General features: G+C 61.7%; 14 protein-coding genes and 1 pseudogene. 3 read left to right on the top strand and 12 right to left on the bottom strand.

Annotated features, from left to right (window positions below; genetic code table 11):
• Positions 1–22 precede the first annotated feature (22 nt).
• The 8 genes from MHI61_RS10355 to MHI61_RS10320 form a co-directional block, all read right to left on the bottom strand.
• Entirely contained in the window at positions 23–736 is a 714-nt protein-coding gene (locus MHI61_RS10355; protein ID WP_239791925.1) for a cytochrome c oxidase subunit 3, read from the bottom strand.
• Positions 733–2,502 carry a cytochrome c oxidase subunit I gene (gene ctaD, locus MHI61_RS10350; RefSeq protein WP_239791924.1) on the bottom strand — a complete coding sequence of 590 codons (1,770 nt, stop codon included), beginning with the start codon at positions 2,500–2,502 and terminating at the stop codon, positions 733–735. The genes MHI61_RS10355 and ctaD overlap by 4 nt, the downstream gene beginning before the upstream one ends.
• A 90-nt stretch (positions 2,503–2,592) precedes the next feature.
• Positions 2,593–3,402 (bottom strand): cytochrome c oxidase subunit II, encoded by an 810-nt coding sequence (locus tag MHI61_RS10345; protein ID WP_038689687.1) that lies wholly within the window; start codon positions 3,400–3,402, stop codon positions 2,593–2,595.
• A gap of 181 nt (positions 3,403–3,583) precedes the next feature.
• Positions 3,584–3,973, bottom strand: a complete 390-nt coding sequence (locus MHI61_RS10340) for a cytochrome c family protein (protein ID WP_039620578.1) — start codon at positions 3,971–3,973, stop codon at positions 3,584–3,586.
• A gap of 179 nt (positions 3,974–4,152) precedes the next feature.
• The gene (locus MHI61_RS10335) at positions 4,153–5,076 is read right to left on the bottom strand and encodes an MYG1 family protein (RefSeq protein WP_239791923.1); all 924 of its coding nucleotides are present in this window, start codon (positions 5,074–5,076) and stop codon (positions 4,153–4,155) included.
• A gap of 167 nt (positions 5,077–5,243) precedes the next feature.
• Positions 5,244–5,807: a hypothetical protein gene (locus MHI61_RS10330; RefSeq protein ID WP_239791922.1), complete on the bottom strand. Its 564-nt coding sequence runs from the start codon at positions 5,805–5,807 to the stop codon at positions 5,244–5,246.
• 160 nt (positions 5,808–5,967) lie between these two features.
• The gene (gene blh, locus MHI61_RS10325) at positions 5,968–7,248 is read right to left on the bottom strand and encodes a bifunctional sulfur transferase/dioxygenase Blh (RefSeq protein ID WP_239791921.1); all 1,281 of its coding nucleotides are present in this window, start codon (positions 7,246–7,248) and stop codon (positions 5,968–5,970) included.
• 117 nt (positions 7,249–7,365) lie between these two features.
• The gene (locus MHI61_RS10320; RefSeq protein ID WP_239791920.1) at positions 7,366–7,734 is read right to left on the bottom strand and encodes a DsrE family protein; all 369 of its coding nucleotides are present in this window, start codon (positions 7,732–7,734) and stop codon (positions 7,366–7,368) included.
• 81 nt (positions 7,735–7,815) lie between these two features.
• Between MHI61_RS10320 and MHI61_RS10315 the strand changes: the two genes are divergently transcribed.
• Positions 7,816–8,811, top strand: a complete 996-nt coding sequence (locus MHI61_RS10315) for an AraC family transcriptional regulator (protein WP_239791919.1) — start codon at positions 7,816–7,818, stop codon at positions 8,809–8,811.
• Positions 8,812–8,930: 119 nt separating this feature from the next.
• A complete protein-coding gene (locus MHI61_RS10310) occupies positions 8,931–9,461 on the top strand; it encodes a 2'-5' RNA ligase family protein (RefSeq protein WP_239791918.1) in 531 nt (176 codons plus the stop codon).
• A gap of 238 nt (positions 9,462–9,699) precedes the next feature.
• Here the strand turns inward: MHI61_RS10310 and MHI61_RS10305 are convergent, their stop codons facing one another.
• The gene (locus MHI61_RS10305) at positions 9,700–10,116 is read right to left on the bottom strand and encodes a hypothetical protein (RefSeq protein ID WP_239791917.1); all 417 of its coding nucleotides are present in this window, start codon (positions 10,114–10,116) and stop codon (positions 9,700–9,702) included.
• 255 nt (positions 10,117–10,371) lie between these two features.
• Here MHI61_RS10305 and ftsZ point away from each other — a divergent pair.
• Positions 10,372–11,395: pseudogene (gene ftsZ / locus MHI61_RS10300) on the top strand (cell division protein FtsZ).
• Between the two features lie 208 nt (positions 11,396–11,603).
• Here ftsZ and MHI61_RS10295 read toward each other — a convergent pair.
• The 3 genes from MHI61_RS10295 to MHI61_RS10285 form a co-directional block, all read right to left on the bottom strand.
• Positions 11,604–13,130 carry an Ig-like domain-containing protein gene (locus tag MHI61_RS10295; protein WP_239791916.1) on the bottom strand — a complete coding sequence of 509 codons (1,527 nt, stop codon included), beginning with the start codon at positions 13,128–13,130 and terminating at the stop codon, positions 11,604–11,606.
• Between the two features lie 186 nt (positions 13,131–13,316).
• Positions 13,317–14,669, bottom strand: a complete 1,353-nt coding sequence (locus tag MHI61_RS10290) for a CadC-family transcriptional regulator (RefSeq protein WP_345774865.1) — start codon at positions 14,667–14,669, stop codon at positions 13,317–13,319.
• Positions 14,590–15,324, bottom strand: coding sequence for a hypothetical protein (locus tag MHI61_RS10285; protein WP_239791915.1), 735 nt, complete (start codon positions 15,322–15,324; stop codon positions 14,590–14,592). The genes MHI61_RS10290 and MHI61_RS10285 overlap by 80 nt, the downstream gene beginning before the upstream one ends.
• Between the last annotated feature and the right edge of the window lie 149 nt (positions 15,325–15,473).

Here is a 15,473-nt window from a genome sequence, read left to right as displayed (position 1 = left end):
TGCAAATCTCCCGGTTGAGCCCCTAGTTCAGCAATGTGCGGCAGAGATCGACGAAATCATTCGCCCACCCGGCAAAGAGCGCAAACAGCAGCAGCCAGACGGCAAGCATGAAATGCGAATAGATCGCCGAAAGGTCGACGCTGAGTTTGAGCCTGTCCGACGCGATGTCGGTCGCGAAAGCGCGCAGGGTCGTGTGACCCAGCACCGTCAGCCCGCCGAGGATGTGCAGGCCGTGCAGACCGGTCAGCATATAGAAGAAACTGTTGGCGGGATTGTCGGCCAGCACATATCCCGCCGCCGTCAGCTCGCGCCATGCCTGGATCTGTCCGGCGAGAAACAGGACGGCAAGAGCGAATGCGACGGCAAGCGCCGGCCGCAGGCGTTCGACGCGGCCATGCCGCGCTTCGCGTCTGGCCCATTGCAGCGCGGCGCTGCTCAAGGCGAGTGCTCCCGTGTTGACCCAGAGCAGACGCGGAACCGGCATCCCCCACCAGTCCGTCGACGCTGCACGCATGAAATAGGCGCTGACGGCAAGGCTGAAGAGCGCGCCGACGACGCCGAGAAACACGAAGAGGCCGATCTTCACCGCCGGCACGGGTGGCCGCTCAGTGCCGGCATGATCCGGCAGCTGCACCGAGCCGGTTTCGAGCCAGGGCTTCGAGGTCAGCCGCTGCCCCGCCAACCACCAGATAATGATGGCGGCGATGGCCGCGAGGAAGATCAGCGTGACGTTCATGCCGGAAGCTCCCGTGTGGCCTCGCCGCTTGCCGGCACCGTCTGCGGAATGAAATCCTCGGCCGCTCCCGGCACGCTGTAATCATAGGCCCAGCGATAGACCACAGGCAGGTCCTTGCCCCAGTTTCCGTGCGCCGGCGGCGTCTGCGGCGTCTGCCATTCGAGCGTCGTCGCGCGCCACGGATTGCCGCCCGCCTCTCTTCCCCGGAAAAGGCTCCAGACCAGATTGAACAGGAAGACCACCTGCCCGGCCCCGACGACGAGCGCCATGACTGATATGAAGATGTTCAGCGTATGCGCCGAAGGCGGAACGAAGGCCGCCTCTCCCATCTCGAAATAGCGGCGCGGCACGCCGAGCAGACCGAGATAATGCATCGGAAAGAAGATCGCATAGGTGCCGAGGAAGGTGATCCAGAAGTGGATATGGCCGAGCACGTCGTTCAACATGCGTCCCGTCACCTTCGGATACCAGTGATAGATCGCCCCGAAGATGACGAGGATCGGCGCGACACCCATCACCATGTGGAAGTGCGCGACGACGAACATCGTATCCGACAGCGGCACATCGACGACGACATTGCCGAGGAAGAGGCCGGTCAGGCCGCCATTGACGAAGGTGACGATGAAGGCGAGCGCAAAGAGCATCGGCAGCGTCAGGTGGATATCGCCCCGCCAGAGCGTCAACACCCAGTTATAGACCTTGATCGCGGTCGGGACGGCGATGATCAGCGTCGTGGTGGCGAAGAAGAAGCCGAAGGCGGGGTTCATGCCGCTGACATACATGTGGTGGGCCCAGACGACGAAGCTCAAGGCGCCGATGATGACGATCGCCCAGACCATCATGCGGTAGCCGAAGATGTTCTTGCGGGCATGCGTGCTGATCAGGTCCGAGACGATGCCGAAGGCCGGCAGTGCGACGATGTAGACCTCGGGATGCCCAAAGAACCAGAACAGGTGCTGGAACAGGATTGGGCTGCCGCCGCCATGCTGCAGCTGCGTGCCCATCTCGACGATGGCGGGCATGAAAAAGCTGGTCCCGAGCAGGCGGTCGAATAGCATCATGACACAAGCGACGAAGAGTGCCGGAAAGGCCAAGAGCGCCATCACGGTCGCGGTGAAAATGCCCCAGACGGTGAGCGGCATCCGCATCAGCGTCATGCCGCGCGCCCGCCCCTGCAGCACGGTCACCACATAGTTCAGCCCACCCATGGTGAAGCCGATGATGAAGACAATCAGCGAGGTGAGCATCAAGAGGATGCCCCAGTCCTTGCCGCCTGGCGTGCCTGAGAGAACCGCCTGCGGCGGATAAAGCGTCCAGCCCGCCCCCGTCGGGCCGCCTGGGGCGAAAAAGCCGGCGGCGAGGATCAGCACCGCGATGAGATAGATCCAGTAGCTCAGCATGTTGGCGTAGGGAAACACCATGTCACGGGCGCCGACCATCAGCGGAATGAGGTAATTGCCGAAGCCGCCGAGGAAGAGCGCGGTCAGGAGGTAGATCACCATGATCATGCCGTGCATGGTGATGAATTGGTAATAGTGATCGGCATCGATGAAGGTGAAATAGCCGGGAAAAGCAAGCTGTATCCGCATCAGCCAAGAGAGCACCAGCGCCACAAGACCGATCGCGATCGCCGTCAGCGAATATTGCACGGCGATGATCTTGGCGTCCTGGCTGAACACATATTTCGTCCACCAGCTTCTCGGATGATAAAGCTCGACATCCTCGACTTCGGCGGATGGGATGCTGCCGGATGGAATCTCGACCATGATCTCTCTTCCCTTTCCCCGATGCGGCCTTAGGCCGTCGTCCCGCCGGTTCCCCGAACCGGCTTGCGGCCTTAGGCCGTCCTGGTCGCGTCAGTTCGCCGGCCCAGCCGACGCTGTCAGCTGGGTGAATGTCTGCTGTTGCCCGAGCCAGGTCTGATAATCCGCGTCGCTTTCGACGACGACTGTGCCGCGCATTTGCGGATGGCCGACGCCGCAGAGTTCGGCGCAGAGGATGTCGAAGGTCCCCGTCCGCGTCGGCGTGAACCAGAAATAGGTGATCATGCCGGGGATCATGTCCATCTTGGCGCGGAACTCCGGCACATAGAAATCATGGAGCACATCGACGGAGCGCAGCAAAATGTGCACCGGTTTGCCGATCGGCAGATGCAGCTCACCGCCCTCGATGATGACATCGTCGAGGCCGCTTGCATCGTTCTTGTCGAGGCCGAGCGGGTTTTCCGGGCTGACGTCGCGCGTCTCGGCACGGCCGAGTTTTCCGTCCGCTCCCGGCAGGCGGAAGCTCCACAGCCACTGCTGGCTGACGACCTCGACTGATGCGGCATCGGCAGGCACCGATATGAACTGGTTCCACACGATGAGGCCGGGCGCCAGCATCGCCGCGACGCCGACTGCCGTTCCCGATGCCAGCAGCACTTCCAGCCTGCGGTTTTCAGGCTCGTAATGCGCCTTGTTGCCCGGCCTGTGCCGGAAGCGGAAGACGCAATAGGCCATGAACGAAACCACCGCCACAAAGACGATGCCGGTGATCCAGAAGGTGATGACGAGGGTAGTGTCGATATAGGTCCAGTTGGACGCGATCGGCGTCCACCACCACGGGCTCAGCACATGAAACAGCACGGAGCCGACGACAATCAGGACGAGGATCAGCACGACAGCCATTTCCGCTCCTCCTCGAGCAGGTTGACCCGTGAAACCGCATTCCGCAAAAAGTCCGTGTTTATTATCGCACAGATAGAAAATATCGCAATTACCGCGATTTAGCCATTCGTCGCCGGCCGCGAACCCGTCATTCGGAGTATTGCCATCTGGGAATATTGCCCGTCACTGCGAATATTGCCCGTTACTGCGAATATTGTTTGAGATAGGCGATGAGATCGGTGATCTCCTTTTCGTCCTTCACGCCGACAAAGGCCATCTTCGTGCCCTTCACCTTCGCCTTCGGATTGTGCAGATATTCGCGCAGCACCGTCTCGTCCCAGACGAGACCGCCTTCGCCAGCCGCCTTCATTCCCGCCGAATAGGCGAAATTGGGATGCGTCCCGGCCTTCCTGCCGAACAGTTTGTTCAGAGACGGGCCGACCTTGTTCGTATCGGAGTCGACGACATGACAGGTCGCGCACTTCTTGAAAACAACGGCGCCCGCCGTCGCGTCGCCCTCCTGCGCCCCGGCGTTAGCGGGAGCAAGGGCAGTCACAGCTGCACCAATCAGCAGAACGACACGATAATCCATGGCAAACCTCATCCTCCTCAAGGTCGCCAGCCACTCACACCGTCCACTATCTCTCGCGTGTGGGTGGTGGTTGTTATAGCAGGAAGATTAGTCCTTCGCGGATGCAAGTCAATCGCTTCCACAGTTGGAATGACCTGAACGCATTTGATATCAGGTAGATCCGACGCGGATAACGGCCGCTACACGCCGATCGAAAGAGCCTCCTTGACCGCCAACTCGGCCATGGCAAGCGCCGCCTCGCGGCTCCTGGCGGCGGCGATGAAGCGGCCGTTATGGCAGAAGCTCGCGCCCTCTATGCCGCAAACCGCCGCCAGCTCTCCATTGGTAAGACCGGCCCAGGCCGCAGGCAGGTCGGCCCTGAGTTCGAACCCCTCCTCGGCCCGGCGGATGCCGGTTACGCACCAATCCTTTTCGCGCGGGTGGACGACGAACAGCAGGTGATCGGCGCCGGCCTTGACGATAGCAGGACGGAAGGGCATCCCCCTCGGCAGTTCCAGAACGCGCCCCTGCCCCGCAGCCTTGATAGCCTCGTGCACGATCGCCTCGGCCCGCAATTTTGCAGCGCTCTGAGCGATCTTGGCCTCGACGAAACTGCGGGCAATGGCAAGGGCCGCGTGGAAGGCGCGATCGTCGGCATCCGGCTCCGCTTCGTCGAAAACCGGTTTCAGGGTCTCGAGCAGCGCCGGCAGCGTCAAGCCCGCCAGCGGTCCCGAGGGGCTGAGCGCGCCATTGTCGGTCAGATCGATCGGCAGCACGAAGCTCGCATCGAAAGAGCTGTGCACGGCTTCGACATGGTCGGCGGCAAGGCCGCGAGCGGCGAGATAATCGCGGCCGTAATGTTTCCAGATCAGGCCGAATGAGCTGTAGGGCTGACCATCGTCGCGCAGCGGCGCGCCGCGCTGGTGATGATCGAATATGCCGGCATCGGCGTCATAAGCTCCGCCGACATCATAGATGATCCGGTCCTGCCCTGGCGTGATCCACTCCGGCGCCCGGCTGCGGATCAGGCGTGCCTGCGGGAAAAGCCGGGTCAGGATGACGCTCGACAGCAGTTCGTCGGCATGGAAACCACCGGAATGGGTGACGAGGAAATCGGGGATCATGGGAGCTATGCGCCTTGTCGTTCGCGGCCGGTCCGCTTGCGGGTCGGAACCAGATAGCCGTTGCCGACCATGATCTCAACCCATCTTCGCGCATTCCTCAGGGCGCCGGCCCGTTGCCGGAAGGCGCGCTGCAGTTTTGGAGCGACGACAAGTGTGGAGGCGAAGACCTAAAGCAGTGCCGGTGCCGGCTGTGCCGCGACAAGCGCGCGGCCAGCCGCCGCGCCGGCATGCAGGCAGATGAGTCCGATCGCGGCCAGAGAATTGATCAAAAGAACCTCGGCCACAACAGCTGCCGAAAACGCCCCGTCGCCGGACGGAAGCACCGCCGTTGCGGCAAAAAGCACGCCCTCGTAAGCGGCGAACCCGGCGATGAAGGCGCCGGCCATCGTGACGGCAGGGCCTGCCGTAAGGCGCAGCACCCCGAGCGCCGCCGCAAGCGATGCAAATGCCGCAATCCCGATCGCCAGTCCCCAGGCATAGCTGTCGAAGGTCTGGGGATAGCCGAGGACGAGATAGCCGACCGTCTGGTTGGCAAACCAGGCAAGCAGCACCGCCATCAGCGCCATCCGCCGGGGAAGCACGACTGCCGAGACCGCCGCCAGGGCTACGAAAGGCGTCACGCAGGCAAACAGCAGGCTAAGAGCGACGCTGGCACCGGCAATGACGGCGACCCAGGCGACAGCGAAAAGGGGAGCTGCCGGGCGCAAGGGAAGGTGGTTTCGTTCGAGCATGGCGGAACTCCTCGGACCGGGCGTGGCCCAGAAAAATCATAGCGAAATTGCAGGAAAAGGCCAGCGAGCGAGCGCGTGGAAACGAATCATATCGGCATCGACTCGCGAGAGCCCCGCATTTGGACCACCCTGCTTTGTAAATATCTGCCTATGGTCAGCGCTACAACGCATCCAGAGGTATCTTCAGATACCGCCGCCCGTTCCCCTCCGGCTCCGGCAACCGCCCGCCGCGGAGATTGACCTGCAGCGCATGCAGCATCAGCTTTGGCTTCGGCAGGGTGCGGTCCCGCGCCTGGCGCAGCGCCACGAAGCCGGCCTCGTCCTTGCCCGATATGTGGGGATTGGCGCGTCTCTGCGCGGCCACCGTGCTTTCCCAGCGCGGATGCCGGCCGCCCGGCTGATAGTCGTGGCCGGAAAAGAGCCGAGTTTCCTCGGGCAGCGACAGGATCGCCTGGATCGAGCGCCAGAGGGCGCTGGCGCTGCCGCCGGGAAAATCGGTGCGCGCCGTGCCGGAATCCGGCGTGAACACCGTGTCGTGCACGAAGGCGGCATCGCCGATCAGATAGGTCACCGAGGCGAGCGTATGGCCGGGCGAAAACAAAACGCGAGCTTCAAGCCCGCCGATCTCGAACCTGTCGCCATCGGCAAACAGCCGGTCCCATTGCGAGCCGTCGGTCGCAATGGCCGGCCAGTTATAGATCTCCTTCCAGAGCGTCTGCACCTCGGTGACATGGGCGCCGATCGCTATCGGCGCGCCGGTCTTTCCCTTGATGTAATGGGCGGCGGAAAAATGATCGGCATGCGGATGCGTGTCGAGGATCCACGCGACCGCCAGCCCGCGGCTTTCGATGTCGGCAAGGATGGCATCGGCGCTTGACGTGCCCGTCGCCCCCGAGGTCTCGTCGAAGTCGAGCACAGGGTCGATGATCGCGCAGCGTCCCGTGACAGGATCGCCAACGACATATTGCACGCTCCATGTGGCGGGATGGAAGAAGGCCTTCACATCCGCCGTCTGCGCCGCCCGCCTTTCCAGCCAGCGGCGCGCGCCGGCAAGGTCGAAGCCGAGACTTTGGCCGAGCGGCTCGACATCCGCAGGCTTCATCCGCCCGTCCAACACCTCGCCCAGCACGTAGAGCGTCAATGCCCGCGTACCGCTTCTGCAATGGGCGACAACCGGCCCCTTCGCCTCGGCCATCGCTGCCTGAAAGGCGCGAATGTCTGCCTCGGTGATCTCGCTCCCCTTCACCGGCACAAAGCTATAGGAAAGTCCAGCGGCGGCAGCCGCCGCCTTTTCCGCCACATTGCCCGGCTGCCCCGGCTCCTCGCCATCCGGCCGGGCATTGATCACTGCGACAAAACCCTCACCCGCGAAAGCCGCAAAGCCGGCGGCATCGGGCTGCCCCGCCACCGATATCAGCTCATTGATCCTTGCGGACGTCATTGAAGCCTCCGCGCCGCCCTCATCCCGCGGCATCACATGTACAAGTGTACAATCTCACGAGTATATTGCCGAATGCAAGAATAGTGCTGGCATATGCCTCCCACCCGGTCTGACTGATCAAAACGACAGCGTCGCGGCACCTTCCCTGATCTCGGCATGCATGGCGCTGGCGCCGACGATGACGACGCCATCGAGCAGGTCCTCCTGCGTATAGCCGCGCGAAGCCACACAGGGTGGGCACGCCCAGATCGAGCCGCCGCGCTGCTGGAAATTCTCAATCAACGTCGAGAGCGGATCGAGTGGCGGCACATGCGTCATCCGCTGGCCGCTCTTGCGCACCAGATCGATCCCGGTACTGGTGAGGAATACCGAGACCTTGAGCCCGGCGGTAATGCCGCCATTGGCAATGGTAAAGGCGACGGAGGAAAGTTCGGATTCGATGCCCTTGGTGACGAGCACGATCAGTTTATCGCTTTGGCTTTGCATAGTATTCTCCAGTTGAATTCAAATTACTTGGACTGAACGTGACCATGATAGGAGGGTGCGCTGCGCGCGTATTTGGCCGGAATGCGTGAAACCTTGTCCGAAAATCCAGATGCTGAGGGCGGCGTCACCCGTGATGACGTGCTGTCGGCGCTGCTTTCGACGATCCGTCTTTCGGGATCACTGCAGTTCTGTTTCATGCCGACGGGCGATTGGCAGACCGATGCCGCGCCGTCGCTTGCAGGCCTCTCGGCAGGGGCTATGGGCACAATGCCGTTCCATATCGTCGTGACGGGCAGTTGCTGGTTGAAAGCGGAAGGCGAAGAAACCGATCTGGAAGGCGGCGACGTCTTGGTCTTTCCCTTCGGCACCGGACATCAGCTGGGTGTCGGAAGAAATGGCACGCTGGTGCTGCCGACCCGCGACCTGCCGCAGAAGCCGTGGCGGGAGATTCCGGTGCTTCGCTACGGCGAGGCGGCGCAAAGCGTCCGGCTGCTCTGCGGCTATCTGCAATGGGATGGGCTGAGCTTTGCGCCGCTGCGCCAGGCGTTGCCGAAAATGATCCATGTCAGGACGCGGGCGGCCAATAACGGCGACTGGCTGCGCGCCACTATCCGCCAGATGGTCGAGGAGGTGGACAGGCCGCGCGCCGGCGGCATTTCGATGCTGCCGCGGTTGACCGAAATCATCTTCATCGAGATCCTGCGCCATCAGATCATGATGGCCAAACCCCACGCGATTGGCTTGCTGGCAGCGCTGGCCGACCCTGCGCTCTCACGCTGCCTCTCCCTCATCCACGACGATCCCCGGCGTGACTGGTCTCTGGAGCGACTGGCGGCGGCATCGGGATCGTCGCGCAGCGCGCTGACCGAACGCTTTCAAACGATGCTCGCGACATCGCCGATCCGCTATCTCAGAGACTGGCGACTCTATCTGGCAAGCGTGGCACTTGCCACGACAAGCCAGCCGATTGCAGCGATCGCCTATGACGCCGGCTACGCCACCGAAGCGGCCTTCAACCGCGCCTTCTCCCGCACCTTTGCAACACCACCGGCCGCCTGGCGGGCAGCGCGCAGCTGAACACGGTATGCCTCGGCGCACTCACTCCCGATGACAATGCCCCCATCCCCTTTGACCGCTCGACAGTGAGTTTGGCGATCCCTAACATCCGGTAACGATGGATTGGATCATGCCCGGATATGCGTTACGGGATCAGCCTTAAGTCTCTGAACGCGACAGCTTCCCCGGTTCTCGAACTCTGGGACAAAGCTGCGGCATTCGAAGAGACAGCTTCGATGCGAGCCTTGAATTATCCGCCGCATCTCACCCTCGCTCTTTACCAGGAGATTGACCTCGACCAGTTGGCCGAGGCGCTAGACCGCGTCTTCCGCACGCGACCCGCCGTCACCTTGAACTTTTCAAGCATCGGTCACTTCGAGAACGAATTCCTTGTCTTATGGGCGCGGCCGAACAACGGTGAGCAGCTTTTCCAACTGCATGCGCAGCTTCACCGGGAAATCGACCCCGCCCATTGCCACGACCACTATCGGCCCGGCAACTGGGTGCCACATTGCACGATCGCCACGAAAATCCCGGCGGCGAAATCGCAGGCCGCGATCGGCTGGGCCAACCGGAACCGGATGCGATTCCCGGTGACTTTCGATGCCGTGGATTGTGTCCGATTCCCGCCGGTGGAGATCTTGAGAGAAATCAGGCTCCCGGCGCGATGATCGCTAACCGTGTCCTGCCAGACAGCAAAAGCCCCGCCAATCATTGGCGGGGCTGTTCATGCTGAAAATGGTCGGCATTAAGTCCTGGGAAGAATCAATGATTGGCTTCTGCCAACTGAAGCTGGCGCGAGGCTTGCGCAGTCAATGCTTTTCAGCCACGCGGCGACATCCGCTGCCTCGAGTTCGAGCAGCAGTGATCAGTGGCCCTTCGCCGGTCGCAAACGCGGCGCCGAAAAAGCTAGTTCTGGCCCTGCAGGCGGTCGATCACCTCTAGCAGCAGATCAGCGCAGGCCTTCATTGGTTCGTCCTCGGTGCATTTCAGATCGATCCGTGTGTTTCCGTCCTCAATTTGGAAATGGGCGGCCTTCGACGGCCGCGGCATGCGATGGCCCCGGAAATCGCGGAAGCCCATGTCGTCCCTCGAACCGTGCCACCGGTAGTCGGGGCGATCTCCGGACCGCGCGTCCGGGCTGCCCGTCATCCGCTCGTCATCATCGGGAGCGGGCTGAGGCGGCGGGGCTGGCGGCGGCGGAGGCGAGCTAGGCTCGGTCGCGGTGGGTGGCGTTGCGGCGGATGGTGGAGGCGGCGGTTGTTGTGCGACGGCGGTGCCGGCGAGTGCGGCAAGGGCAAGGCTTGATAGAAGAAGTCTTTGCATGGGATCGGTCCTTTCGCAGAGGTGAGGCATGTCTGTAAACACCTCGGCAGGCCTTTGGTTCACACCCTCTCAAAGCTTCTGATCGAAATCCGCAAAGAGCGCGGTGGGATCTTCATGAGGGCAACAATCATTGGAACGTCGCCGCCCCGGACGTCTTTCGCCTCGCCTCCGCCTTGTTGCGCGTTTATCCTCACCATCGATTTGCCGTCCGCGACGAGGGCGCGGGCGCAAGATTGCATCATTAAGGAGAGTGCGATGACGGACGCCAAGAGCGGCATTTCGGGATTACGGCCGCATATTACGGTTATCGGCGTCGGCGGGGGTGGCGGCAACGCCATCAATAACATGATTGCGGAAAAGCTGGCGGGCGTCGAATTCGTCGCCGCAAATACCGACGCCCAGGTTCTCGCCACCTCAAAGGCGTCGCGCCGCATTCAGCTCGGCGCGAATGTGACGGAGGGCTTGGGTGCCGGTTCGCTGCCTGAGGTTGGTCATGCAGCCGCCGAGGAGTTGATCGACGAGATCATGGATCACCTGGCCGGCTCGCATATGTGTTTCGTTACCGCCGGCATGGGCGGCGGTACGGGCACCGGTGCAGCTCCCGTCATCGCGCGTGCAGCACGCGCGGCCGGCATCCTGAACGGTTGGCGTCGTCACCAAGCCCTTCACGTTCGAAGGCAATCGCCGCATGCGGACGGCCGAAGTCGGCATCGAGGCGCTTCGTCAGGCCGCCGATACCGTCATCGTCATTCCCAATCAGAACCTCTTCCGCATCGCGGACGCAAAGACCACCTTCGCCGATGCCTTCATGACGGCCGACCGCGTGCTCTTTGCCGGCGTCGGCTGCATCACCGATCTCATCGTCAAGGAAGGCCTGATCAACCTCGATTTTGCCGACGTGAAATCGGTCATGCAAGGCATGGGCCGCGCCATGATGGGCACCGGCGAAGCCGCCGGCGAAAGCCGGGCGATGAAGGCGGCGGAAGCGGCAATCGCTAACCCGCTTCTCGACGATATTTCCATGAAGGGCGCCAGGGGCGTGCTGATTTCGATCTCCGGCGGATCTGATATGACGCTGTTCGAAGTCGACGAGGCGGCAAGCCGCATTCGCGACGAAGTGCAGGACGACGCCGATATCGTCGTCGGCGCGATCTTCGACCGCAGCCTGGACGGCAGGTTCCGCGTCTCGGTCGTGGCGACAGGCCTGGAAGCCAGCGCCCTGCCGCTATCCGCGCCCAACCACGCGGCTGAACAAGTCCAGACGCGCACGCTGCAATAGCACGGCCGCAGATCCTGACTTGTTCACGCCGGCTCCGGCCGGACAAACGTCGTTCCGCCGTATAAAGAACGGGAAGGGGCGACGTCACCGTTCGGGCGCCAATGCATGTCGCCCGGTGCGCAGCGGTTCCGGAACAACGACATGCATAAAAACAAAGGGCTAAAGCGCGTCGCATGAATCAAATTTGATGCGACGCGCTTTAGGGCTTTCAGGCGAACAATATCTCCGAGATGTTGTGCACCACGGAGATTTCGTCGGTCTCGGAGTTGGTGATGTAGATGGAATCCGCCGCCGCGTCATAGGCCACGTTGGTGGTGGAGTCGTCTCCTGGTATGGCGATGTTGACGTCGATTGCCGTCTTGACCCCGGTTTCGAAATCGAATGCCATGCCGATATGCTCGCTGTTGAAGGAATCGCCGAAGAAGAAGGTGCCGTCGACGGCAAAGCCATAGCCGAGCCCGCCCGCCGCGAAGGTCTTGGATTCGATCGGGTTCAGCGTGTCGGGATCGATCTTGGAGACCTGCCAGGTGGAATCACCGATGCGGCCGACGACGTAAATGCCGGTCGAATCCTGGATCGTGTTGACGGCGGTGAACCCGCCCCAGTCGAACGTACCCGCCCCGTTCTCGCCGATAAGGCCGGGGATCGGGTCGCCCTTCTGATCGAGCGATCCATCTGAAGCATCCCACTTTGCGAGATAGGTCTGATCGGGGAAAGGCTCCTCTCCGCCCCTCGCCTCGTTGGTTCTTCCGATGATCTCCCCGCCGCGGACCGCAAAATAGGTTCCGCCGATGTCATATTGGCCAAGGTCATAGTCGCCAAGAGAGATGGCGCCGCTGGCGTTGTCGGCTTCAAATGCCGCGGCGTTGTCGTAAATGTACACCATGGAATCGTCCGGGAAACCATGGCCGGAACTGACGTAATACTTACCCGTTTGCGGATCGATCGCGACGCCCTGGAGTTCGTAATGGTCCAGGAAGGGCCGCACTACCTCCGCCTGCGCCTCGACATGATTGGTGTTCAACGACTTTCCGTCCGTCAGGCCGTTGACTGTCAGGGTGATCACGCCGGCATCCGTGTGACCCGCGCCGTCGGAGATCTTGTAATATTCAAGCTTCTCTGTGACATGCTCGCCATCGTTCAGGCCCGCCTTGACAGCCGGGTCGAGATCATAGGTGAAGCTTCCGTCGGCCGAAAAGTGGAAGGTGCCGAACTCGCCGGCGACATCGGTGCTCCGATCGGCGCTGACACTGGCGCCCTCGGCCGAGCGCAAGAAGAGATGACCCGCCTCCCCGGCGATGTCGTTGGCAAGCACGTTGCCCGCCATCGCGCCGCCTTCGCGGAAGCTGAAGGCATCGTCGACCGCGACCGGTGGGCTGGTCGCCCCATGAATGTCGAGCGTGAAATGGCCGAAATCGGTATTGCCGGCGCCATCGGACATCTTGTAGCCGATTGTCTCGCGCAGCGTCATCCCGTCCCGGAAATCCTGCTTGGCCGCCTCGTTCAGCGTGTAGGTATAGGAACCGTCTGCCATGACGTGAAACGTGCCATACTCGCCGGCGATATCGGTGACCTGCCCGCTCTGCTTGGCGACAACCCGCTCGCCATCAAAGAAGCCGAGAGCCATATGGCCGCTGGCGCCGGCCACGTCATTGGCCAGCAGATTGCCCGAAATCACGTCGTTTTCGGAGGCGCTGAGGTAATCGTCGCTCGCTACGGGTGCAGACACTGTCATGGATATCTCCTTCAAGATCCATTTCTCTGGTCGGCAAGAGAAAACAGCCTTTGCAGGAGAAGGTCAATGTTTTTCTATCAATGGTAGTATATTTAGACTTCGCCCTCTCGGGCTGCGCCCCACAACTGCGGTTTTCGACATGCCGAATTCAAGACGCCATTTTCTTATCGCGATAGACCCGTGGGGTTATTCAGGGAGGCCAGCTCTTCGCAGCCCCTCGATATAGCGGGTTCGATCATCTGGCCGCCGGAAAGGCGGCAGCACGTCCGACAGGTTAGAAAGCCGCAGTGTAGGGTCAAGTTCGCGCAGACGAGATATCATTTCCTTGGCTTCCAGCGACCGCTCAGCGAGAGCGTAACTTGCCGCCGCGATGCGTATCGCGCTCGCATAATTCGGCTGCGCGCGCAGAGCCTTTCTTGCCCAGCCAATGGCGTCCACATAGCGCCCGGCGCAGAAGTGGGCGAGTGCTGTGTTGAACTCCAAGGCAAACAGCCGAGGATCGCGCGGACTTAACTGCATTGCCTGCGCAGCACGCTCAATGGCCTTGTCCGGCTTCCCCAAGCAAGCCTCTATCCATGCGCTGTAACCCCAGGCCACGGCCAGGTTCGGATTGAGCAGGAGCGCGCGGTCGATGCAGAGGGCGCTATCATCGAGGTCGCCGCCGACATATCCGAGAACATATCCGCCATAGGAAAGAGCGATTGCATCGTCTCTTCCCAGTTCAATCGCCCTCTTGGCAAGCCGGGTGGCTTCTGCGGTTTCTTTCGCGCGATCCGCCATCCACCGGTGGCTTTTTCGCGATGCATAGCAGCGCGCCGCGCGAGCATAAGCGGCGGCAAAGGCCTGGTCTCGTTCGATCGCTCTCATGAAAAGTTGCAGGGCGCTGTCGATGGATTCCCTGCTGATCACCGCTCGATCGTGAACCGCTACGCCACGCAAGTAATAGTCGTAGGCGTCAAGGCTCTCCGTCGGCTTGAGTTTGGAGCGCTCGATTTCGGCCTCCTCTACCCTTGGGGCGATGGCGCCGACAATGCTCGAGGCAAATTGGTCTTGGAGATCGAAGACCTCGACGAGAGCCCCATCGAAGCGATCTGCCCAGAGGTGGAGGCCGGTTGAGGAATCGATGAGCTGTCCGCTGATGCGCAGCCGTTCCCCAGCCTTGCGCACACTTCCCTCGACAACATAGCGCACACCCAGATTCAAACCGATCTGCCTTATATCGACAGCCTCCCCGCGATAGGCAAAACTCGACTGACAGGCGATGACGAACAGGTGGCGAAACTGAGCGAGCTTGGTAATGATGTCCTCGACGACCCCGTCGGCAAAATAGTCTTGCGTCTGATCTCCGCTTAGATTGTGAAAAGGCAAGACCGCAACTGACGGCCGGTCCGAATGCGTCGCCTGCGGCCACAGGACCGGCGGCTGCGGAATGATGTGAGATGAGCTTGCCCCCGGACGGTCAGTTTCCTTGTCTGTCCGCAGCGACGTTGCAAGCCCTTTCGTCTCCGCCTCGGGCTCGACGCCGAGATGCTTTTTCAAGGCGGCGCGACATAATTCGAGTTGACGCAGAGCCGCATTTCCGTGACCGCGATTGACGTGGATCCGCATCAAAGCGATGACACGGCTCCGCAGTGGGATCCGCAACAAGCAGTCTTTCCGCCAACCCCTCGCAGGCAAGCTCTTGCGCAGAACCGGCCACCGTCCAGGAGAGGCTCAGCCGCTCCACCAGTTGCAGCGCTTTGCGCTGATACGTGCTTCGATAGGATGCGAACCATTCGTCCAGCTCCTCAGGAATAGCCAAACTTGCCAGGACGTCGCCGCGATAAAGATCGGCGGCAATGACGAGATCGGCAGGGCCGCCTTCCTCCAGTTTGCGATCGAACATCCAGGTGTCGACTTCATGCAAACCGGCTTTCAGCGCGACCGTTTCCTGATCGCCCTCAATCTGGATCGCAGCATCGCCGCTGCCGGGAAACGCGCGCCGGATGTCGACGAGCGCCTGCCGCAGGCTATTGCGTGCCTGCGCATCGCCACGTCCCGGCCAGAATGCTTCGGCAAGCGGCTCGCGCCGGTGGCCCCGGCGGCCGGCCAGGACCAGGGCCGCGAAAAGAAGCGAAGTCTTGCGCGTTGAAAAACGAATTCGCCCACCGTCAGGGGATGTGACGTCGAGGCCGCCAAGCAAACGAATGCGCACCAGTTGCCTCCAATCGCCCACTGCCCGACGAAACCGCCACCCCGATCGATCGATTTAACACGCATTTAACGGCGTTTTCGCCGCCGTTAACGCCTAGCCGAACAGCGGCGGCCCATCGGTTTGGCAAGGTCGATCATGATCAGCAACGG

This window comes from Rhizobium sp. K102 (assembly GCF_022385315.1).
Classification (GTDB): domain Bacteria; phylum Pseudomonadota; class Alphaproteobacteria; order Rhizobiales; family Rhizobiaceae; genus Rhizobium; species Rhizobium croatiense.
This window is presented reverse-complemented; position numbering and strand designations above follow the sequence as displayed.

What these genes read in the sequence shown, in the direction of transcription:
- MHI61_RS10355 (WP_239791925.1), bottom strand. Translation starts at nt 736, where the DNA reads ATGAACGTCACGCTGATCTTCCTCGCGGCCATCGCCGCCATCATTATC.
- ctaD (WP_239791924.1), bottom strand. Translation starts at nt 2,502, where the DNA reads ATGGTCGAGATTCCATCCGGCAGCATCCCATCCGCCGAAGTCGAGGAT.
- MHI61_RS10345 (WP_038689687.1), bottom strand. Translation starts at nt 3,402, where the DNA reads ATGGCTGTCGTGCTGATCCTCGTCCTGATTGTCGTCGGCTCCGTGCTG.
- MHI61_RS10340 (WP_039620578.1), bottom strand. Translation starts at nt 3,973, where the DNA reads ATGGATTATCGTGTCGTTCTGCTGATTGGTGCAGCTGTGACTGCCCTT.
- MHI61_RS10335 (WP_239791923.1), bottom strand. Translation starts at nt 5,076, where the DNA reads ATGATCCCCGATTTCCTCGTCACCCATTCCGGTGGTTTCCATGCCGAC.
- MHI61_RS10330 (WP_239791922.1), bottom strand. Translation starts at nt 5,807, where the DNA reads ATGCTCGAACGAAACCACCTTCCCTTGCGCCCGGCAGCTCCCCTTTTC.
- blh (WP_239791921.1), bottom strand. Translation starts at nt 7,248, where the DNA reads ATGACGTCCGCAAGGATCAATGAGCTGATATCGGTGGCGGGGCAGCCC.
- MHI61_RS10320 (WP_239791920.1), bottom strand. Translation starts at nt 7,734, where the DNA reads ATGCAAAGCCAAAGCGATAAACTGATCGTGCTCGTCACCAAGGGCATC.
- MHI61_RS10315 (WP_239791919.1), top strand. Translation starts at nt 7,816, where the DNA reads ATGCGTGAAACCTTGTCCGAAAATCCAGATGCTGAGGGCGGCGTCACC.
- MHI61_RS10310 (WP_239791918.1), top strand. Translation starts at nt 8,931, where the DNA reads ATGCGTTACGGGATCAGCCTTAAGTCTCTGAACGCGACAGCTTCCCCG.
- MHI61_RS10305 (WP_239791917.1), bottom strand. Translation starts at nt 10,116, where the DNA reads ATGCAAAGACTTCTTCTATCAAGCCTTGCCCTTGCCGCACTCGCCGGC.
- MHI61_RS10295 (WP_239791916.1), bottom strand. Translation starts at nt 13,130, where the DNA reads ATGACAGTGTCTGCACCCGTAGCGAGCGACGATTACCTCAGCGCCTCC.